This is a genomic window from Bradyrhizobium sp. CCBAU 45384 (genome assembly GCF_028128665.1).
Classification (GTDB): domain Bacteria; phylum Pseudomonadota; class Alphaproteobacteria; order Rhizobiales; family Xanthobacteraceae; genus Bradyrhizobium; species Bradyrhizobium manausense.
On record NZ_LBIZ01000103.1, the window covers coordinates 131,568 to 150,545 of the forward strand.

The window sequence follows — 18,978 nt, forward strand, 5'->3', positions numbered from 1 at the left end:
TTTGCCGCCGAAAGATGCACATTTTCCGCCGCCAAGCGCAATGGATCATCTGTCGTGATGTTGCGTTATGTGAGGAACCCGTCGAGATCCACAGGGGGAGCCCATGCCCGAGCTTGCCATTTCCGCCGACAAGGTCGCCTTCATCATCGAGAAGGCGCGCGAATTCGACGTCAAGGAATCCGGGTCCGATCCGGATTCCGGCTCCAACCCCACCGATGACGACGAGATCGACGTGCTCGAGGACAACAATTCCGATCCGGTCGCAGCCGAGCTCGCCAGCTTCATCCGGGCGCTGAACGAGGATGAGCAGGTCGACCTGGTCACGCTGATGTGGCTGGGCCGTGGCGACGGCGATGTCGAGGAGTGGGACGATTTGCGCGCCCGCGCGATCGAAGCGCGCAGCGAGTACAAGGCGCCACGCCGCGAGACGGTGCGCTATCTCCTGGGTGAGCCGATGCTGGGCGATCTGCTCGCCGACGGCATGGACGAGCTCGGCATCGACTGGAGCGATGAGCGGATCACGCCGGTATCGTAAGGCAAATCGCTTCGAGTTTGATCAGTCGAGCCGCGAGCTCGCTTCAACCTCTCCTTTGGAGAGGTTGAAGCACCACTGGCCTCACAGCGTTCCCGGGAACGCACCACCGTCGAGCAAAATGTTCTGGCCGGTGATGAAGCCGGCCTTGGCGCCGCAGAGGAAGGCGCAGGCGTAGCCGAACTCGTCGGGCTGGCCGAAGCGGCCGGCGGGGTTGAGTTTTGCCCGCTCGGCCAGGATCGCTTGAGGCGTCGTGCCGCGCTTGTCGGCCTCGGCCTTGGCGGTGCCGGTCAGGCGATCGGTCTCGAACGGGCCCGGCAACAGGCCGTTGATGGTGACGTTGTTGATCACGGTCTTGCGCGACAGGCCGGCGATGAACCCGGTGAGGCCGGCGCGCGCGCCGTTGGAGAGGCCGAGAATGTCGATCGGCGCCTTCACTGCGGCCGAGGTGATGTTGACGATGCGGCCGAACTTGCGCGCCATCATGCCGTCGACAGTCGCCTTGATCAGCTCGATCGGCGTCAGCATGTTGGCGTCGATCGCCTTGATCCAGTCGTCGCGGGTCCAGTTGCGGAAATCGCCGGGTGGCGGGCCGCCGGCATTGTTGATCAGGATATCAGGCTCGGGGCAGGCCTTGAGCACGGCTTCGCGCCCCGCAGGCGTCGTGATGTCGCCGACGATCTCGGTGACCTTCACGTCTGGATAGGCCTTCCGGATCTCGTCGGCCGTCTTCTTCAGCGCATCAGCGCCGCGCGCGGTCAGCGTGACGTCGACGCCGGCTTCGGCCAGCGAGAAGGCGCAAGCGCGCCCCAGGCCTTTGCTGGATGCGCAGACGATGGCGCGGCGACCTTTGATCCCAAGATCCACTGTTTCACTCCCGAAAAATAGCAAGCAGGTTTTGGATGGCCGGCACTCTAGCCAACATCAGGGCCGCTGATAAGGGAAATGCCGGCGTCAAAATGCATGGCGCCGGCTGCGGCGATGCACTAGATGCGCCGCTCCTGCTTGAGGCGGTCGATCGCCTCGGCGGCCTCCGGCGGCAGCGACTTGAACCCCATCTGCCCGACCGCCGAGAACAGCGGCCGCAGATGCGAGTCGGCAAGGAAGGGCGGCTGGTGGTTGGCCGGCACGATCTGGTCGAATACCAGCACAAGTGTGGTGGCGACGAGCCCCACCCTGATGGCGCCGAGCGCAGCCCCGCCAAGGCGGTCGCCGATCCCGGCGTCGCGGATGGTGTCGCTCAGCGCGAGGTGGCCGATATGGCCGAACAGCATGCCGACGACGATGAAGATGCCGAAGAAGCAGATCGAGTTTTGAACGAGCGGCGCGTTCGGATTGCCGGCGACCTGCGGCACGATCAGCGGCATCAGTGCGACAGCGATGGGGGCGGCGAGCAGATAAGCGAGGATGGTCATGGCGCTGCCGATCAGGCCGGTCCTGAAGCCGAAGCCGATGGCAATTGCGAGCGCCGCATAGACCGCGAGATCGAAACTGTTCATGAGCGAAACCCTGCCAATGGAACGTATGAACGCCAAACCGATCGTTCCGGTTTCAGATCGCTAAAATCGTCCGTATTTTTTGTGGCTCCGGCGGCTGAGGAGTGTTGTTCGTTTCAGGTTTATTTGGGGTCAGTAAAGAAAATGTCTTAGGCGTCGTCCCGGCCTGGCGCGCAATTGCGCACGGGGGCCGGGACGCCGGCGGAGATTGCGGGCTTCGCTCTACCGCATCTCTCCCTTGATCATATCCGCCGCTTTCTCCCCGATCATAATGGTTGGTGCATTGGTGTTGCCGCCGATCAGCGTCGGCATGATCGAGGCATCGACGATGCGCAAGCCGTCCACGCCATGCACCTTCAGCTTCGGATCGACCACGGCCATCGCATCCGTGCCCATCTTGCAGGTGCCGACCGGGTGATAGACGGTGTCGACGCGATTGCGCAAAACGTTGCGGATGTCGTCGTCGGTGCGGACATCCGACGTGAACATGTCCTTCTTCTGCAGCGCGCGCAGCGCGGGCGTCTCCATCAGGCGCCGCGTGGTCTTGAAGCCTGCGACCATCGCCTCGAGATCCTCCGCCTCGCCCAAGAAGTTTGGATCGATCATCGGTGCAGCCAGTGGGTCGGCGCTTTTCAGCCAAACGCTGCCGCGGCTCTTCGGCCTGAGCAGGCAGACGTGGCATGAGAAGCCTGGCTCCTTGTGCTTCTTGCGGCCGTGATCGTCGAGCATCGCGATGACGAAGTGGAGCTGAATGTCAGGCACGTCGAGGTGGGCCTGCGTCTTCAGGAAGCCGCCGCATTCGGCGAAATTGGTGGTCATCAGGCCACGTCTCTCCTTGCGGTACTGCTGGATGCCGCGGAGCAGGGATGGCAACCGACCGAGCGAGGCGTGAACGAAATGCGGGTAGTCGGAGGCGTAGACGAACACGAAATCCGGATGGTCCTGCAGATTGCGGCCGACGCCCGGCAGATGTCTGATGACGCCGATGCCGTGCTTGCCCAGCGCTTCGCCATCGCCAATACCCGACAGCATCAAGAGTTGCGGCGATTGGAACGCGCCGGAGGCGAGGATGACCTCGCGGCGCGCGCGCAGCTGCTTCTTTTGCTTGCCCTGCACATATTCGACGCCGACCGCACGCCCACCTTCGAACAGAATGCGCGTTGCGTGCGCCCCGGTCTCGACGCGCAGATTGCTGCTGATGTCCAGATTCACATAGGCCCGCGCCGCGCTCCAGCGCTCGCCCCTGTGCTGCGTCACCTGATAGCTGCCGAGGCCTTCTTGATCCTCTGCGTTGAAGTCCTCGCGGATGCGGAACTGCGCCTCGCGCGCGGCCTGACGAAAGATCTCATGGATCGGATTGTCCGAGCGCAGCCTGTTGACATGCAGCGGGCCGCCCTTGCCGTGATATTCGCCGTCGAAGTCGGAATTGTTTTCCGAGCGCTTGAAATAGGGCAGCACGTCCGCGTACGACCAGCCTTGATTGCCGAGCGAGGCCCAGTGGTCGTAGTCCGATTTGTGGCCGCGGATATAGACCATGGCATTGATCGCCGAGGAGCCGCCGAGGCCCTTGCCGCGCGGCTGATAGCCGATGCGGCCGTTCAAGCCCTTCTGGGGCACCGTATCGAAGGCCCAATTGGCCGTCTTGTACGGCAAAGCGAGCCCGAATGGCGTGGTGATCCGCCAGCTGTCGTTGCGCCCGCCGGCATCGAGCAGCGCCACTGACGTCGCCGCATCCTCCGACAGCCGCCCCGCCACCGCGCAACCGCCGGAGCCGGCGCCCACCACGATGAAATCGAATGCGTCAGTCATTGATGATTCCCCCCTTGCACTTTCTTCTCGTCATTCCGGAGCGCGACGAAGTCGCGAGCCCCGGAATGACCGATCACTACGACATGAACCGCATCATTCTCTCCAGCCGCGCGACCTTGCCGCCCTAGGGGAACCGTCCATGCCACTCCTCCCCTCCCCTTCAGGCGTTTCGCCGCCGTTTTGTTGCGGCAAGCTGGCGGTTTGTGGAACTTCTGGCAAGTGTGCGGCAAATCGGCCGGAATCCGCGCCCGTTAGCTGTCATAAAGTCGAAAAAAACGTCCCCGCAGCCCTTTCCAAAGACGGTCCGGGTTGGTACATACCCCCCGCACCCGACGGGCTTGGCCCCGGGGTTGCCTTCCAGGGAAGCCTTCGGGACGGGAGAAGCAAGCCACGCGCACCGCGTTGGCCCTCAATCCACCGTCCCCGGCATTTTGACGAAGGCGCGCAACGGTTTAACGCGGGGTGGAGCAGCCCGGTAGCTCGTCAGGCTCATAACCTGAAGGTCATAGGTTCAAATCCTATCCCCGCAACCAAATTCGGACTTCACCGGTTCCGATACGAAAATGGCCCGCTTGATGCGGGCCGTTTTTGTTTGGGCCGGAAGCTGCGACGGCTTGTTTCTCGGACGAATTTTACTGTTCGGTTGTCATCGCTACGGCGGACGGCCGTCGCCGCGAACAGGTCACACTGGTCGCGCTAGCTGAGATCGTGCAGATCCTTGCCGAGCGGCGGCTTCAGCGAAAATCCGCTGAACCTGACCGGCAATCCCTCGCGTTCCGGTGTGCAAGCCATTGGACCGACGAGACAGGATCGCGCCGCGGCGAACGGAGCCAGTCGGACGAGGGGCCAGGTCTTGCCGTCAGCCGAGGCCTGCAATCGCACAACGCCGTCGGCGACGGTGACGCGCATCCAGAAATCGCCGGCCTCGTGCTCATAGGGCGCTGTTGCCCAATCCGACTGCCCAATGGTCAAGACGCTCGAGAGCATCGCGCGCCCGTCCGAAAATTCGATTCCGGCTTTGATCCAATGCTCCGCATCGATACGCACCATGATGCCGGCTTGATCGTAGAGTTCCCGAAAATCGCTCTGGATGCGCAGCTCGGCGGTGAACGCCTCCGCGGTCGGAAAACCCAGAAAATGGCCGCTGTCGCGGCAGAAGCCGTAATGCGTTTTCTGCCAGAAATCGGTGGCCTTGTCGGTGACGAGCTCGAGGCTGTCGCCCTGCGCGGTCCACCGTTTTGGTTGGTTCAGCCAGACACCATCGTGTCTTGCGAAGATGGCAGCGCTCATGTCGAACCTCGGCTCGTAGCTCTTGCGAAACCGATAGCCTGACGGGGGAGCCGGTACCAGCAATCGTTGGTGGGATCTGTTCGAAAGAGCAAAGTTTGCCGGGGGTCTCTTCGCTCAAGCCATCCTCCACGCGAACTGCACGCCTTAGTGGAGAAGCGCCCTTCTTCGAGAGTTAGCCGGCGGTGGGTCCTCTAAATCCGCAATCACTGTCCCATCCGCTCCCACCGCAGACCGCTCCCGCGTGAGCAGGGTCACGGTCTGCCGTTTGGACTTCCCTTAGCGTCCTTCCCGGATGACCGGCACGGTGCGCGGTCATATCTTTTGGAGGACACAACATGAAAGTCTCCCGCATCACCCTGCTTGCTTTGGCCGCCGCCGCCAGCCTCGGCTTGGCGGCTCCCGCTTCCGCAACTGACTGGAGCTGGCTATCGAACAAGGACTACATCGCGTGCCTGCAACTCTACGCCTACGGCAATTTTCAGATGCCTCCGAACCTCTCGCCAGCTCAGCAAGCCGCCTACCATGAGAAGGGGCGCCAGTTCTGCAACCGGACCTACTACGGGCATAATTGATATGGCTATATCGGCTTCGACGCGGCCAGGCTATCGCCGGTCTCAGCCGCGTCGGACGCCCCGGTTGCTTCCAGCGGTCAAGCAGGTATCGTTGTGCGCTGTGTTGTCTGTAGCCGTTGCCGCCCACAGTTCGAACAGAGATTTGCTGGTTAAACGGGATGAGACGGCGGGATTTTCTTCGAGCTATGGGCCTGGCGGCGGCATGGCCGCCAGCGGCGCTGGCAGAGCAGGATGCATCCCGTCACGTGCCGACCGTCGGCTTCATGGGCTTTGCGACAGCGGAGGCTGATGCGCCGGCCCTGCAGCATTTTCGCAAGGGCCTGAACGATCTTGGCTATGTCGAAGGACGCACGATCTTCATCGATGCACGCGCGGCCAACGGCGACGTGGCGCGCGGGCTCGCGATCATCGACGAATTCGCGGCCAAGCCGGTCGATGTCCTGTTGTCGCCGGGTCCCGCTGCAGCGCGCGCGGCCGTGCGCAAGACCAGGATCCCGGTGGTCGCCGTGGCGCTGCCCGCCGTGCAGTCTGATCCGGACCTGTTCCAGAGCCTCGCGCGTCCCGGCGGCACCCTGACCGGCTTCGCAGCTTTCGGTGAACAGATGTCGTCCAAGCGGATCCAGATGTTGAGGGAGATCCTGCCCGAACTGAAAAAGTTGGGCGTGATGAACAACGCAACCGATCCCACGTTCAGCGCCTGGGGCGCGCAGACGATGCTGGAAGCACGCTCTGCCGGCATGGAGCCGATGCGTCTCGGCCTCACGGCTGCCTCGCAGGCAGCCGTGTCGGAGCAGATCAAGGTGTTGGCGGACGCGGGCGGTGCCGCAATGGTGGTGATCCGCGATTACATGACGTCGGCGATGCGGGACGAAATTTGCCAGGCCGGCATCGAGAGGAAGATTGCCGTCGTCGGCGAACAGGCCGAGTTCGCTCGCGCCGGCGCACTGCTCAGCTATGGCGCCGACATCGGCGACCTGTTTCGCCGTGCGGCCGGCTATGTCGATCTGATCCTGAAAGGGCGAAAGCCGGCAGAGATGCCGATCCAGCTGCCAACCAAATTCCAATTGGTCGTGAACCTCAAGACGGCCCGCGCATTGGGGCTGACGGTCCCACCCTCGATCCTCGTGCTGACGGATGATGTCATTGAGTAGTTCGTAGGATGGGTCGAGCTCTTGCGAAACCCATCACCTGATGGGCGAAGCTACCACCTGCAATCTTTGGTGGTATCCATGCGAGAGAACCAAGTAGGATGGGTTTCGCTTCGCTCAACCCATCCTCCGCGCTGCGCCTGCGATATGGATTGTTTCGGCACAAAATCCTATCATCCACGCGAACGAGGGGCACCGCGTGGAAAACAAGACCATCTCCCGCGAGCATTCCATCCTGGCGGTCGCGGACTTGCCCGCGACGCCCCGGCAACGTCGTGTGGTCCTCATCCTCGCCGTCGTGCAACTGGTCGCATTTGTCGTCGTAGCGCCGCTCGCGGAAATACCGCTTAAGCCGCTTCCGGCTTTCATCCCTTCGGTGCAAGCGGTCATGTTCGCCAATGATCTCATCACCGCTGTGCTGCTATTCGCGCAATATTCGATCACACGATCAACTGCGCTTCTGATATTGGCCAGCGGCTACGTCTTTACGGCGTTGATCGTCATCCCCCAGGCACTCACATTTCCGGGCGCTTTCGCGGAGGACGGCCTCTTGGGCGCGGGCCCTCAGAGCTCAACCTGGCTCTACATCTTCTGGCATATTGGCTCGCCGGCTTTCATGGCGGCCTACGGTTGGATCAAGGACCGCGATGGTCCTCACGCGAAGAAATATGGTTCCGCGGTGCCCGCGATTGGTTGGTGCGTGGCGCTTGTCGGCATTCTTGTGTGTGCCCTCACTTGGGTTGCCACCGCGGGGGAGCCATTTTTGCCCGCCGTCTTTGCCCCGGATCGCATCCACATGATCCCCACGCGGGCCGCGATTGCTTCCGCTGCGGAACTATCAGTCACTGTCGCCGCAATGGCAGTCCTCTGGATGCGCCGGCGCTCGATCCTCGATTACTGGCTCATCCTGGTTCTGGGTGGGATGGTGCCCGACAAGATACTTCCGATTTTCTTCAGCATTTCGCGTTGGACTCTCGGCTATTACGCAGGCCGGGCGTTCTTGCTCGCGACCTCGGTCTACGTTCTGGTGCGGCTGCTTGGCGAAACGACCAGGCTTTACGATCGATTGGCCCGCGCAAACATGCAGCTCCTGCGCGAGCACGACAACAAGCTCATGACCTTGCAAGCGGCGTTGGCGTCGATTTCGCATGAGATCAAGCAGCCGCTCAGCTCCGCCAGGCTCAACGCGGAGGCGGCACAAGCAATGTTTCAAGTTGATCCACCCGATCTCGAAGAGGTTCGACCCGCGTTGAATGACGTGGTCGCCGACGTCGATCGGGTGAATGAAATTCTGAACAATATACGTCAGCTCTTTGGGAGAGCTGGCACGGAGAAGACTCCGATCGATCTAAACGCCGCTGGGCATGCTGTATTGCAGCTTCTCCGCGAGGGCCTTGGACACATAGAAACAACCGTTGAATTCGACGGCAGATTGCCACGAATCATGGGTAACCGCATTCAACTTGAGGAAGTCATCGCTAATCTGATCCGCAACGCGATCGAGGCTATGGAAGCGGTCGAGCCCGCTCGTCGGACATTGAAATTGAAAACCAATACGGATGGCAGCGGAAACGCCATTTTGGAGATAGCCGACACGGGGCCTGGAATTGTCCCAGAACGGTTGGAGGAGATATTCGACGCGTTCGTTACGACCAAAGCTAATGGCACAGGGTTGGGACTCGCCATCTGCCGCTCGATCGTCGAGAATCACAAGGGTACTCTTATCGCCTCGTCCGACGGCAAGCGTGGAGCGTCATTCCGAGTGATTCTACCCACCGTGCACATTGGTAGCTCGTAGGATGGGTTGAGCTTTTGCGAAACCCATCGCCTGACGGCCGGTACCCAAGCGATCGTTGGTGCGATCCGATCAGAAACGATTTTGATGGGCTTCGCTTCGCCCGACCCATCCTGCGCGTGACTGCGCCTCCGCATTCAGTCCGGAAAGCTCAGGATCATCTTGAGCAGCTTCGGAAATCGCGCGTTGATGTCTTCCTCGCGCAGGACGTTGCGGTGCTGGACGCCTTGCTTTGACGTCCGGACCAGGCCGGCCTCCCGCAGAATGCGAAAATGGTTCGAGAGCGTCGACTTCGCCATATCGGGGCAAGGCGCCGCCTCGGTGCACGACATGCAATCCTTCTGTGCGGCCAGGCTCTTGACGATACGCAGCCGCATGGGATCCGCGAGCGCGCCGAGCACCCCCGCCAGTGTGATCTCCTCCCGCGCCGGGTGAACGAACTGGGCCATGCCCAAAATATAGCACGTCCCTTGAATTGGTCCAATAGTTCACTAGTATTGAACTATTGAATATCGGCATCCCGCCGAACAATGGAACACATGCGATGACCAAGAGACTCGAAGGTAAAGTTGCCCTGGTGACCGGCGCATCCAAAGGCATAGGTGCCGAAATCTCCGCCCGGCTTGCGGCCGAGGGCGCGGCGGTTGCCGTCAATTACAGCTCCAGCAAGCAGGCCGCCGACCGCGTGGTCGCCGGCATCATCGCCAGGGGCGGCAAAGCCGTCGCGGTCCATGGCAATCTGGCCGACGCCAAGGACGTGAAGAACGTCGTCGCGGAGACCGTGAAGGCGTTCGGTGCGATCGACATCCTCGTCAACAACGCCGGCATCTACGAGTTCGCGCCGCTCGAGGCCATCACGCCCGAGCATTTCCACAAGCATTTCGACCTCAATGTGCTTGGCCTGCTGCTGGTCTCGGGTGAAGCGGCGAAGCACTTCAACGCCAATGGCGGAAGCATCATCAACATCTCCTCCGGCGTATCGACCATCGCGCCGCCAAACACCGCCGTTTACACCGCGACCAAGGCCTCGGTGGATGCGATCACCGCCGTGCTGTCGAAGGAGCTCGCGCCGCGCAAGATTCGCGTCAACGCCGTCAATCCCGGCATGATCGCAACCGAAGGCGTCGTGTCGGCGGGGCTGCACGAGGGCGACATGCGCAACTGGATCGAATCCGCCACCCCGCTCGGCCGCATCGGCAAGGTCGAGGAGATCGCCGCCGCGGTGGCCTTCTTCGCATCGGACGATTCGTCCTACGTCACCGGCGAGACACTTCACGTCACCGGCGGGCTTCGCTAGCGAGCAAAGCTGCCCCGGCGGCCCAGGATGGCTTTCGCTCTTGCGAAACCCATCGCCTGACGGGCGGAGCCAGCGTCCGCAATCGTGGCTCGATCGAGCCCGGTCGCCGCTCCAGCGATCCTCGGTGGTTCGACAAGAAAGCGGGCCGGCAACATACCGGCCCGCGCCTTGATGTCTTCCAACACACCGCCGACCGGGGGCGATCAGCTCGCCTGAGGCGGCAATCGCGCTCGCCGCCGGTTTGCCCGACGGGCAGAACGATTTTTGTAAGATATGCAAGGGTTTAGCTACTGTGCATGGGGTTGTTCCGGGCTTTGCGCGCGCTGCCGACGCATGTGACGACAAAGTCCCTTGCGCGGCCACCAAGGTCGGCTACCGTTGGCGCTCTAACCGCAGGGTTAGGTGACCTTTTGATTGATCTTTTTTAGCATCCGATTTCGCCGGCGCCGCGATGGCGCGACGCCTACCTGACGAGGCGGGGGCCATGAGCATACGGGATCAGGCAGCACTGTTGGCGCCGGTCGAGCGCGACTTGCGGCTCGACCTCTTCCGCGGCATCGGCCTGTGGATGATCTTCCTCGATCACATCCCGCACGACGTCGTGGCCTGGCTGACGCTGCGCAATTACGGCTTCAGCGACGCCGCCGAGTTCTTCGTCTTCATCTCCGGCTATCTGGTTGGCTGGATCTACGGGCCGATCATCGCCGGCGGCTGGTTCCTTGCCGCGCTGAAGCGGCTGTGGCGGCGGACGGCGGAAATGTATGTCGCCCACATCATGCTGTTCCTGCTGTTCACGGCGCAGATCGCCCGCACCGCCCGCCGCTTCGACAATCCGATGTACGAGCACGAGTTCAACGTCTTCAATTTCCTGGCGCATCCGGACGAGTTGATCGGGCAGGCGATCCTGCTCAAATACAAGCCGGTCAATCTCGACGTGCTGCCGCTCTACATCACGCTGATATTTGCCTCGCCCTTCATCGTCTGGTGCCTGGTGCGCCTGCCGAACCTGACGCTTGCGGGGTCCGTGGCGCTCTACGTGCTGTCGCGCTGGTTCGACTGGAACGTTGCCTCCTACCCGCCGGGCACGACCTGGTATTTCAATCCGTTCTGCTGGCAGCTGATGTTCGTGTTCGCCGCCTGGTGCGGCATCGGCCAGATTGAGAAGATCAGCCAGTGGGTATGGTCGAGGGCCGCAATGACGCTGGCCGCGGCCTGGCTCGTCTTCGCCTTCATCATCGTGATGACCTGGCACATCCCCGCGCTCGAGGCCATGATCCCGAAATGGATGATCAAGGCGATCTACCCGATCGACAAGACCGACCTCGACATGCTGCGCTTCACGCATTTCCTGGCGCTGGCGATCTGGGTGACGCATTTCCTGCCGCGCCATTGGAAAGCGCTGCATACCTCCTGGCTGCGTCCGATCATCCTCTGCGGCCAGCACTCACTGCCGATCTTCTGTCTCGGCGTGTTCCTGTCGTTCTCCGCGCACTGGATCCTGACGCAATACACCAAGGGCGTCTGGGAGCAGCTCGCGGTCTCTTTCCTCGGCATCATCATCATGATCGTCGTCGCCTGGCTGCTCGATCGGGCCGAGCGTGTGCCGAACCTCTTCGTGAAAGTGTCGGAAGTCGAAGAGCCCCAAACCGCCGCCGTCGAGATCGTGCCTGCTGCAACCGCCGCCGCGCCGGCGCGCCGCTGAGGGGAGAGGTCCATGTCCAGACGTTTGCTCGCGATCGCCGGTATCCTCCTGCTCCTCGTTGGCCGCGCTTCCGCGCAAGCGCCGTCGCCCGAGGCGATGAATGCGGCGCGCAAGCTCGTGGTCACGCTGAAGATCGCCGATCAATACCGCGCGCAGCTGCCGCAGCTGCTGCTCAAGCTGCGGCCGGTGGTGACGCAGGAAAGGCCGGAGATCGAGCGCGACTATGACGCGATGACGGCGCCGGGTGCCGAGATCTTCCCCCCGCTCTTCAACGCGATGGTCGACCAGATCGCCGCCGTCTATGCCGCAAGCTTCACCCCGGACGAGCTGCGCCAGATCGAGGCGTTCTACGCCCAGCCGGCCGGACAGAAATTCCTGGCGCAATCCGATGCGCTGGCGCAGGCGAGCGCGCAGATCGCTCAGGATGTCAGCCAGAAGGCCGGTGACCAATTGAAGCAGCGCCTGATCGAGGCGCTGCGCCAGAAGGGACACAAGCTGTAGGCCCCTCAGTGGATCGCCGCGTACATGATCTTCTCCTCCGTCGCTTCCAGCGCGGAGAACTCTTCCACCACCTTGCCCTGGCGCGACACCAGGATGCGGTCGGACAGCGCCATGATCTCGGGCAGATAGGACGAGATCACCACCACCGCCTTGCCCTCGTCAGCGAGCCGGTTGATCAACTCGTGGATCTCGACGATGGCGCCGACATCGACGCCGCGGGTCGGCTCGTCGAAGATGATCAAGTCGGGCTCCTGCACCAGCGACTTCGCGATCACCACCTTCTGCTGATTGCCGCCCGACAGTTCGACCACCTTGACCTGATCGCCGATGGCGCGAACCTTGAGCTTCTCGATCCAGGACTTGCCGACCGCATCCGTCTCCCGCCGCGACAGCATCATCCGGCCCCGCGGAAACTTCGACAAAAGGCCGAGATAGATGTTGCGCGCGATCGAAGACGTCTCGAAGAAGCCCTCGACCTTGCGGTCCTCCGTGACATAGGCGATGCCAGCCTTCACCGCCGGCGCCGGCACGCGGTAGCGCACCGGCTGGTCGTGCAGCAGGATCTCGCCGCCATGGAAGAAGTCGCGCTTGAGCACGCCGGCGACGATCTTGAAGGTTTCGGTGCGGCCTGCACCAACGAGGCCGAACACGCCGGTAATTTGACCAGCGAACACCGATAGCGAATTGTTCTTCACCATTGGTGCCATCTTTAAATTCTGCACCGTGAGCACGCGCGCGCCGGCCGGGCGCACGCTGTTCTTGCGTGCGCCGTAGAGGGTGTTGGAGAGGTCGCGTCCGACCATGGCTTGCACGATGGCGGCGCGATCGAACTTGGCGACATCGTCGGTGACCACATGCTTGCCGTCGCGCAGCACCGTGATGCGGTCGGCGAGCAGCAGCGCTTCTTCAAGCGCATGCGAAATGAAGACGATCGAGACGCCGCGCTTCTTGAGGTCGCGGACAAGGTCGAAGAAATATTTCTTTTCTTCCGGGGTCAGCGATGCGGTCGGCTCATCGAAGATGATGACCTTGGCACGGTGCAGCACCGCGCGCGCGATCTCGACCATCTGCTTCTTGGCCGCGCCAAGGCCGCTGACGGTGGCGGTCGGCGTCACGTCGAAATTGAGCGATTGCAGGAACTGCTGCGCGGCGATGTAGATCCCCCGCAGGCGGTTGTAAAACTTCTCCTGCCCCAGAAACAGGTTTTGCGCCACCGTCATGGTCGGCACCAGGCTGTTCTCCTGGAACACCATGGCGATGCCGAGATTGCGCGCCTCAAGCGGTGTCTTCGGCGCGACCTCGGCGCCGTCGACTGTCATGGTCCCCGAGGTCAGCGTCACCACGCCCGCCATCACCTTGGTGAGGGTCGACTTGCCGGCACCGTTCTCGCCGACAAGTGCATGGATCTCACCGCGGCGCAGATCGAAGTCGACCCCGTCGATGGCGGGCACGCCGGCATAGAGCTTTGTTGCCTCGCGCAGCGAGAGTGCGATGTCGCTCATGTCCGAAACTCCTCGGCAAGGCCGGCAATGGGCAGCCTCAAAATGCGGCCCGGTCCCTTGGCGATCAGCACGAGATCGCTGCCCATCTCGACGGCCGCGACGACGCCGTGATTGATGCCGTCGACCCGGCTGTGCAGCGAATAGAGCGGCTGGCCGTCGGCATCGAGACGGATGACGAGGCCATAGGAACGCGGCGGCGCCCACGGCTTGATGACGCCCATGGTCTTGATGTGCGCGCCCTGCATTGGCTCCTTGAACGAGCGCCCGGAACGCAGCCGCGGTGCAACCCAGTGCTCGGGTGCGATCTCGGCCATCATGCGGCGCCGATAGCCGGGTTCGCGCAGCACGAACTCGACAAGCTGGGTCCGCGCGGTGAAGGCGGTGAGCCAGTAGCCTCCGCCCGAGGCTTTCGACAGCCGTGATGGATAGACGGGCAGGTGAGCGAGCACGATCTTCGGCGATGCACCTGGCGAGACAAGAACGAGGCGATGGCGCCAGCTCTCGCTGACCAGCATGGCGTTACCATGCGCGCAGGCACCGAAGGCATAGCCGAGGCCTTGGGCCAATCGCGTCACGGTCCTGCTGCCGGGATCGAGCCGGTACACGCGGCCGCTGCGGTTGAGCTCCAGCAGGTCACGTGCCCAATCGTCGACACTGCATGTTGCAGAGCCGTCTGTCGCAATCAGCGCACTGTCCTCCGCCAGCGCGAGTGCATTGATCGCATTGAACGCGGTATCGGCAAAGCTTACGCTCGGCTGCTCGGCCGAGGGGCTTTCGTAGACGCGGACCTCACGCCCACCGAGCGCGACGGCGAGGCCGCCACAGGGCAGGGCACAGAGTGCGGAGATTGGCTGCTCGAAGCGGCGCAATTCAGAGGCCGAGCCGCCGTCCAGAGACAACAGCCTTCGTCCGTCTGCAATAAAGAGCTTGTTGCCGTCAGCGGCAAGATCCGCAGGTGACTCGCAGGTCAGCAAGGTTTCGGCCGATTCCAGCTTCTGGTTCGGCTTCAACGCGCCGTCGAAGGACGGCACGGTGATGGTGGCGTCGCCGCGTCCGAGAAAGCGGTTGGCGAAGTCTCTGACGGCCGCGATCACGACTGCTTCCCCCACCTTTTGTCATACTGAACGAAGTTCGGATCGGCGTTGTCGAGCTTGTAACGGCCGATCCGGTTGTTGAGGATGCCGCCGAGATAGAGGTAGCCGCGATGCTCGCGCATCGAGGTGATCATCGGATGGTTCTCGCCGTGCAGATCCCAGAACGATTCGAGGATCCTGCCCTGCTCATTGAATTTAACCACGCAGCCGGTGTTGATGTTGGGAAACAGCCACTCATCGACTGGTACGCGCTTGGCCATGCGGCGGCGGAAGCCCGGCATCTTCCAGGCGAGGTCGAGCGAGGGGCTGCGCATGCCGACCAGCGCCAGCCAGTAATTGCCGTCCGAGGCGAGGTTGATGTTGTCGGGGTATCCAGGCAGATTGTCCATGACGACCTCAACCGCGCCTTTCTTCGGCCCGGCGAACCAATAACGCTTGATCGAGCAGCCGAAGGTCTCGGCGAACAGGATCGACTGGCCGTCGCTGGCGACGCAGATGCCGTTGGGGAATTTGAGTCCGCGCAGCTCGGTACGCGTTGTGCCGGTCTTGGTATCGTAGCAGATGATGCGGCCATTGCCGCGCGCCTCTAAGCCATCGATGGGCCATTCGTCCATCTCGTAACGGACCGTCGCTTCGGAGAAGAAGATCAGGCCATCCTCGGTGATGTCGAGGTCGTCAGCGAGGCGCAGGCGGCTGTCGTCGTTGACCGAGCGTAGGCTGCGGTTGGTCTCGTCGGTCGCCTTTTCCACGGTGCGGTCAGGCTTGATGCGATAGAGCCCCATGCCGCCGATGCAGACATAGAGATTGTCCTCGCGGTCGAAGGCCATGCCGAGTGGCTGGCCGCCGATATGAGCGAACACTTCCATCTTTTGGTAGTCGGGCGCGAGGAAGCGCATGATGTCGCCGTGGCGGGAGCCGGCATAGAGATTGTCATGGCGATCGAGGATGACGTCTTCCGGCGCCTCGATGCGGCCAAGGCCGATCGCCTCGACATCACGGAGCTTGTCGTTCTGCTCAAATGGGCCGCCTTGCCCGATCTCGGTCGGTGGTGGAGGCGGCAATTCGTGATAGGTCGGGGCGACATAGACCTTGCTGATGATGCGGGTCCGGTTCTTCTGCCAGCGGATGTCGACCATGGCGGCGACAAGCAGGATGCCCGCGAGTGCCATGCGATTGACGCCGCCGCGTGCGTTCATCGTCGTCAGGCCATTTGTGATCAGCAGCACGATCAGCACACCCACTGCCGATTTGGCGACCGAGCCCTTGCCGCCGCCGAGCGTGATGCCGCCGAGCACGGTCGCGGTCAGCACGATCACCTCCAGGCCGACGCCGATGTCGCCGCCGACGGTGCCGAGCCGGGAGGCGAAGAAAAGCGCGCCGACGCTGGTCAGCGCGCCGCTTGCGACGTAGCAGAGCGCGATGGTGCGGCGAACCGGAATGCCCGAATTGTAGGCCGAGCGGCGCGAGCCGCCGATCGCGGTGATGTGCCAGCCCGGGCGCAGCCGCGTCATGAAGATGTGGCCGAAGATCGCGATGACGATATAGGCGAGTGCCACGGTGGGAATGCCCAAGACAGAGCCGGAGCCGATAAAGTCCCAGGACGGGATGTCGGGGAAGGCAGAGGCGATCGCGTTGGAGTAGCGCTGGATCAAAAGGTCATAGGCCGAGCGGTAGATGATCAGCGTGATCAGCGTGGTGATGAAGGCGCGGAGTCGCAGATATCCGACCAGAATGCCGTTGACGGCGCCAAGCAGCGCGCCGCACAGCAGCGTAGCGATCACAACGGCCGGAACCGGCCAGCCCGCGACGTCGAGCAGATAGAGCGCGCAGAAATCGGTCAGTGCGAAGATCGACCCGACGGAGAGGTCGATGCCGCCGACGATGACCACCAGGGCAAGCCCGAGCGCAATGAAGCCGATCTCGCCGGCCTGGCGCGCGGTGTCGGCGAGGCTCGCCGGCGACAGGAAGTTGTCGATGGACCGGCTGAACGCAAAGCCGACGATCAGGAGCAGGATGACCGGGATGGCTGTCTCGGTCCATCGCTTGGACAGGATTTCTCCGAGAAGATGATCAGGCCAGTAGCGGTAACGCAGGCTTGTGATTGTGTCGCGCATCGGCATTCCAGCAGGGCATGGAAACTATCGGGGGCAAGGTCCCCGGGCATAGATCCCGGGGACCGCGAGCCCTGGCGGGACTATTTCTTGAGGTCGCTGAGATTCCAGCAGGCGGTCTGGCTGTCGGCGTTCTCCTTGGTGATCGGAATCAGCGTGGTGTATTCCGAACCCTTGATCGAGCCGGGCTTGGCGCCCGAGGACAGCAGCCACTTGATCGTGCCGGCCATTTGTGTGGCCTGGGTCGGTACGTCGTAGCTCAAGTTGAGGTCGAACGCGCCCGACTTCACCAGCTCGCAGGCGCCCTTGCGTTCGCCGCCGCCCGATGTCGCCAAGAACACCTTGCCGGTGAGCCCTGCTTCCTTCACGGCCGCTGCGGTACCGATGTCCATGCCGTCCCAGAAGCCGACGATGCCGCAGAGATCGGGATTCTGCTTCAGCACCGTTTGCGTGATCGCCTTGGCCTTGGCGGCATCCCAATCGGCGGCCTGGCTCGATACCACCTTGATTTCGGGATGCTTGGCCAGAACGTTCTCGACGCCCTTGAGCGTATAGGCGCTCGCGGCGGCCGACAGCGCACCCTGGATGATCGCGATCTTGTTCGACTTGCCCTCGCAGGCCTTGACCACGCCTTCGGTCTGGCGTTCGCCGATCTCGACCCAGTTGGCACCGACGAAGGCGGAGCTGCGATAGGCCGAGCCCATGTTGATCTGGATGACGTAGATGCCCTCGTTCTCTGCGCGCTGGAGCAGTTTTGCGTAGGTCTGGACGTCAGGATTATGCACGACCATCACCGCCGGCTTCTCCGAGATCAAGGAGGTCACGGCCTGTGCGCCGGCGTTGGTGTTCCAATTGGCGTCGCGGATCACGAACTTGACGCCGTAGGGCTCGAGCTCCTTCTTCAGGCCGGCATACCAGCCCTCCGTGAGGTCGAAGTTCATCGCGACCGGCACATAGGCCACGGTCTTGCCGGCGAGCGCCTCCTTGAACGGCTTCTGGAACGGCTCGTCGAGGCCCTGCTGGGCGAGCGCCGGTCCGGTGAGTGCGGTGAGAGCCAGTGCGGCGAGGGGTACCCTGGTCGAGTTGCCAAAGATCTTCATTGCTTCCTCCTTGGTTGTAGTTGTCGTTGCTGTCGATCGTTCAGATGTCGCCCTGCTGTGCCGTTTCTTCGTTGCGTGGGTTCAGGAAAGAGTCCGTGATGACGGCGAGCAACAGCACCACGCCCTTGATGAGATTTTGCCCGGCGTAGGAGATATCCATGATGGTCATGCCATTGAGCATGGTGCCGATCAGCAGTGTGCCGATGATGACGTTCAGCACGCCGCCGCGGCCGCCGGAGAGACCGATGCCGCCCAGCACGACCACCAGGATCACGTCGTAGATCAGCGTCGAGTTGAAAACGCGCGTCGGCATCGAATTGACCGATGCCGCCATCACGAGACCTGCGAAACAGCCGATCAGGGCCGCGATCACGTATTGCAGCACGATGATCGGGCGGGACGGAATGCCGGTGACACGTGCAGCGTAAGGATTATCGCCGATCGCGTAGATGTAGGCCCCCCAGCGCGTCTGGCGCAGCAGGAATGCGACCACCATGCAGGCGATCGCGAACATCACGATCGAGGTGGGAATGCCGAGAATAGTGCCCTGTCCGAGTCGCTCGAAGCCGTCCATGCCCGAACTCCATTGCACGACGTCGAGCTGGAACAGCACGGCTTGCCCAAGGCCTGCGAGCAACAGGCCCGTTGCGAGCGTCGCAAACAGCGACGGCACCTCGGCATAGGCGATCAGCCAGCCATTGACGAGGCCGAAGGCGATCGTGATCAGGGCGGCCGTCAGCAACGAGAAGGGGAGTGAATGGCCGTTCTGCACCATTTGCAGCACGAGCCCGGGGGGCACCGCGAGCGCTGCGATCAGCGAGATGTCGATGCCGCGGCCGATCACGACGATCGCCATGGCGAGGCCGAGGATGCCGAGCACTGCCACGTTCTGGAGCAGCGTCAGCATGTTGTCGGCCGTCAGGAAGCCGTTCAGGAAGACCGAGAACACCAGGAACAGCAAAGCAAAGACGGCAAAGACGATCTCTTGCTGGCTGAATCGGAAGCGCTTCATCGTCCGGTCCTTCCTGC

17 protein-coding genes and 1 tRNA gene are annotated in these 18,978 nt (G+C 62.5%); 8 read left to right on the plus strand and 10 right to left on the minus strand.

What is annotated here, in order from left to right:
* The first annotated feature begins 103 nt into the window (after nt 1-103).
* Nucleotides 104-535 (plus strand): DUF3775 domain-containing protein, encoded by a 432-nt coding sequence (locus XH80_RS14600; RefSeq protein WP_271599156.1) that lies wholly within the window; start codon nt 104-106, stop codon nt 533-535.
* 81 nt (nt 536-616) lie between these two features.
* Here the strand turns inward: XH80_RS14600 and XH80_RS14605 are convergent, their stop codons facing one another.
* From XH80_RS14605 to XH80_RS14615, 3 genes are all read right to left on the minus strand, one after another.
* Nucleotides 617-1,399, minus strand: coding sequence for an SDR family oxidoreductase (locus XH80_RS14605; RefSeq protein WP_057746273.1), 783 nt, complete (start codon nt 1,397-1,399; stop codon nt 617-619).
* Nucleotides 1,400-1,518: 119 nt separating this feature from the next.
* On the minus strand, nt 1,519-2,031 hold the full coding sequence (locus XH80_RS14610; protein WP_271599157.1) for a CvpA family protein: 513 nt from the start codon (nt 2,029-2,031) through the stop codon (nt 1,519-1,521).
* Nucleotides 2,032-2,250: 219 nt separating this feature from the next.
* A complete protein-coding gene (locus tag XH80_RS14615; RefSeq protein WP_271599158.1) occupies nt 2,251-3,837 on the minus strand; it encodes a GMC family oxidoreductase in 1,587 nt (528 codons plus the stop codon).
* Between the two features lie 456 nt (nt 3,838-4,293).
* Between XH80_RS14615 and XH80_RS14620 the strand changes: the two genes are divergently transcribed.
* Nucleotides 4,294-4,370, plus strand: a tRNA-Met gene (locus XH80_RS14620).
* A gap of 163 nt (nt 4,371-4,533) precedes the next feature.
* Here XH80_RS14620 and XH80_RS14625 read toward each other — a convergent pair.
* On the minus strand, nt 4,534-5,127 hold the full coding sequence (locus XH80_RS14625; protein WP_271599159.1) for a DUF1349 domain-containing protein: 594 nt from the start codon (nt 5,125-5,127) through the stop codon (nt 4,534-4,536).
* A 335-nt stretch (nt 5,128-5,462) separates the two neighbouring features.
* Here XH80_RS14625 and XH80_RS14630 point away from each other — a divergent pair, with 335 nt between their 5' ends.
* The 3 genes from XH80_RS14630 to XH80_RS14640 all read left to right on the plus strand — a co-directional run bounded on the left by XH80_RS14630 (nt 5,463) and on the right by XH80_RS14640 (nt 8,645).
* Complete coding sequence (locus XH80_RS14630; protein ID WP_271599160.1) at nt 5,463-5,699, plus strand: hypothetical protein; 237 nt, start codon at nt 5,463-5,465, stop codon at nt 5,697-5,699.
* Between the two features lie 158 nt (nt 5,700-5,857).
* Nucleotides 5,858-6,850: an ABC transporter substrate-binding protein gene (locus tag XH80_RS14635; protein WP_271599161.1), complete on the plus strand. Its 993-nt coding sequence runs from the start codon at nt 5,858-5,860 to the stop codon at nt 6,848-6,850.
* Between the two features lie 196 nt (nt 6,851-7,046).
* On the plus strand, nt 7,047-8,645 hold the full coding sequence (locus XH80_RS14640; RefSeq protein ID WP_271599162.1) for an MASE4 domain-containing protein: 1,599 nt from the start codon (nt 7,047-7,049) through the stop codon (nt 8,643-8,645).
* Between the two features lie 134 nt (nt 8,646-8,779).
* Here XH80_RS14640 and XH80_RS14645 read toward each other — a convergent pair whose 3' ends face one another.
* Complete coding sequence (locus tag XH80_RS14645) at nt 8,780-9,091, minus strand: ArsR/SmtB family transcription factor (RefSeq protein WP_057746303.1); 312 nt, start codon at nt 9,089-9,091, stop codon at nt 8,780-8,782.
* 95 nt (nt 9,092-9,186) lie between these two features.
* Here XH80_RS14645 and XH80_RS14650 point away from each other — a divergent pair, with 95 nt between their 5' ends.
* The 3 genes from XH80_RS14650 (at nt 9,187) to XH80_RS14660 (ending at nt 12,142) form a co-directional block, all read left to right on the plus strand.
* Nucleotides 9,187-9,939 (plus strand): SDR family NAD(P)-dependent oxidoreductase, encoded by a 753-nt coding sequence (locus XH80_RS14650; protein ID WP_271599163.1) that lies wholly within the window; start codon nt 9,187-9,189, stop codon nt 9,937-9,939.
* A gap of 484 nt (nt 9,940-10,423) precedes the next feature.
* Nucleotides 10,424-11,641, plus strand: a complete 1,218-nt coding sequence (locus tag XH80_RS14655; protein ID WP_271599164.1) for an OpgC domain-containing protein — start codon at nt 10,424-10,426, stop codon at nt 11,639-11,641.
* A gap of 12 nt (nt 11,642-11,653) precedes the next feature.
* Complete coding sequence (locus tag XH80_RS14660; RefSeq protein ID WP_271599165.1) at nt 11,654-12,142, plus strand: DUF2059 domain-containing protein; 489 nt, start codon at nt 11,654-11,656, stop codon at nt 12,140-12,142.
* A 5-nt stretch (nt 12,143-12,147) separates the two neighbouring features.
* Here XH80_RS14660 and XH80_RS14665 read toward each other — a convergent pair whose 3' ends face one another.
* The 5 genes from XH80_RS14665 to XH80_RS14685 form a co-directional block, all read right to left on the minus strand.
* On the minus strand, nt 12,148-13,644 hold the full coding sequence (locus XH80_RS14665; RefSeq protein ID WP_271599166.1) for a sugar ABC transporter ATP-binding protein: 1,497 nt from the start codon (nt 13,642-13,644) through the stop codon (nt 12,148-12,150).
* Nucleotides 13,641-14,738 (minus strand): hypothetical protein, encoded by a 1,098-nt coding sequence (locus XH80_RS14670; RefSeq protein WP_271599167.1) that lies wholly within the window; start codon nt 14,736-14,738, stop codon nt 13,641-13,643. Before XH80_RS14670 ends, XH80_RS14665 begins: the two co-directional genes overlap by 4 nt.
* Nucleotides 14,735-16,858: an ABC transporter permease gene (locus tag XH80_RS14675; RefSeq protein ID WP_271599168.1), complete on the minus strand. Its 2,124-nt coding sequence runs from the start codon at nt 16,856-16,858 to the stop codon at nt 14,735-14,737. The genes XH80_RS14670 and XH80_RS14675 overlap by 4 nt, the downstream gene beginning before the upstream one ends.
* 74 nt (nt 16,859-16,932) lie before the next feature.
* Nucleotides 16,933-17,949: a sugar ABC transporter substrate-binding protein gene (locus XH80_RS14680; protein ID WP_057746322.1), complete on the minus strand. Its 1,017-nt coding sequence runs from the start codon at nt 17,947-17,949 to the stop codon at nt 16,933-16,935.
* A 40-nt stretch (nt 17,950-17,989) separates the two neighbouring features.
* The gene (locus XH80_RS14685) at nt 17,990-18,961 is read right to left on the minus strand and encodes an ABC transporter permease (protein WP_271599169.1); all 972 of its coding nucleotides are present in this window, start codon (nt 18,959-18,961) and stop codon (nt 17,990-17,992) included.
* Between the last annotated feature and the right edge of the window lie 17 nt (nt 18,962-18,978).

Bases quoted from the DNA above. Each gene is read 5' to 3' on its own strand.
- XH80_RS14665 (WP_271599166.1), bottom strand. From the start codon at position 13,644: ATGAGCGACATCGCACTCTCGCTGCGCGAGGCAACAAAGCTCTATGCC.
- XH80_RS14655 (WP_271599164.1), top strand. From the start codon at position 10,424: ATGAGCATACGGGATCAGGCAGCACTGTTGGCGCCGGTCGAGCGCGAC.
- XH80_RS14635 (WP_271599161.1), top strand. From the start codon at position 5,858: ATGAGACGGCGGGATTTTCTTCGAGCTATGGGCCTGGCGGCGGCATGG.
- XH80_RS14680 (WP_057746322.1), bottom strand. From the start codon at position 17,949: ATGAAGATCTTTGGCAACTCGACCAGGGTACCCCTCGCCGCACTGGCT.
- XH80_RS14645 (WP_057746303.1), bottom strand. From the start codon at position 9,091: ATGGCCCAGTTCGTTCACCCGGCGCGGGAGGAGATCACACTGGCGGGG.
- XH80_RS14660 (WP_271599165.1), top strand. From the start codon at position 11,654: ATGTCCAGACGTTTGCTCGCGATCGCCGGTATCCTCCTGCTCCTCGTT.
- XH80_RS14625 (WP_271599159.1), bottom strand. From the start codon at position 5,127: ATGAGCGCTGCCATCTTCGCAAGACACGATGGTGTCTGGCTGAACCAA.
- XH80_RS14630 (WP_271599160.1), top strand. From the start codon at position 5,463: ATGAAAGTCTCCCGCATCACCCTGCTTGCTTTGGCCGCCGCCGCCAGC.
- XH80_RS14675 (WP_271599168.1), bottom strand. From the start codon at position 16,858: ATGCCGATGCGCGACACAATCACAAGCCTGCGTTACCGCTACTGGCCT.
- XH80_RS14615 (WP_271599158.1), bottom strand. From the start codon at position 3,837: ATGACTGACGCATTCGATTTCATCGTGGTGGGCGCCGGCTCCGGCGGT.
- XH80_RS14685 (WP_271599169.1), bottom strand. From the start codon at position 18,961: ATGAAGCGCTTCCGATTCAGCCAGCAAGAGATCGTCTTTGCCGTCTTT.
- XH80_RS14650 (WP_271599163.1), top strand. From the start codon at position 9,187: ATGACCAAGAGACTCGAAGGTAAAGTTGCCCTGGTGACCGGCGCATCC.
- XH80_RS14610 (WP_271599157.1), bottom strand. From the start codon at position 2,031: ATGAACAGTTTCGATCTCGCGGTCTATGCGGCGCTCGCAATTGCCATC.
- XH80_RS14600 (WP_271599156.1), top strand. From the start codon at position 104: ATGCCCGAGCTTGCCATTTCCGCCGACAAGGTCGCCTTCATCATCGAG.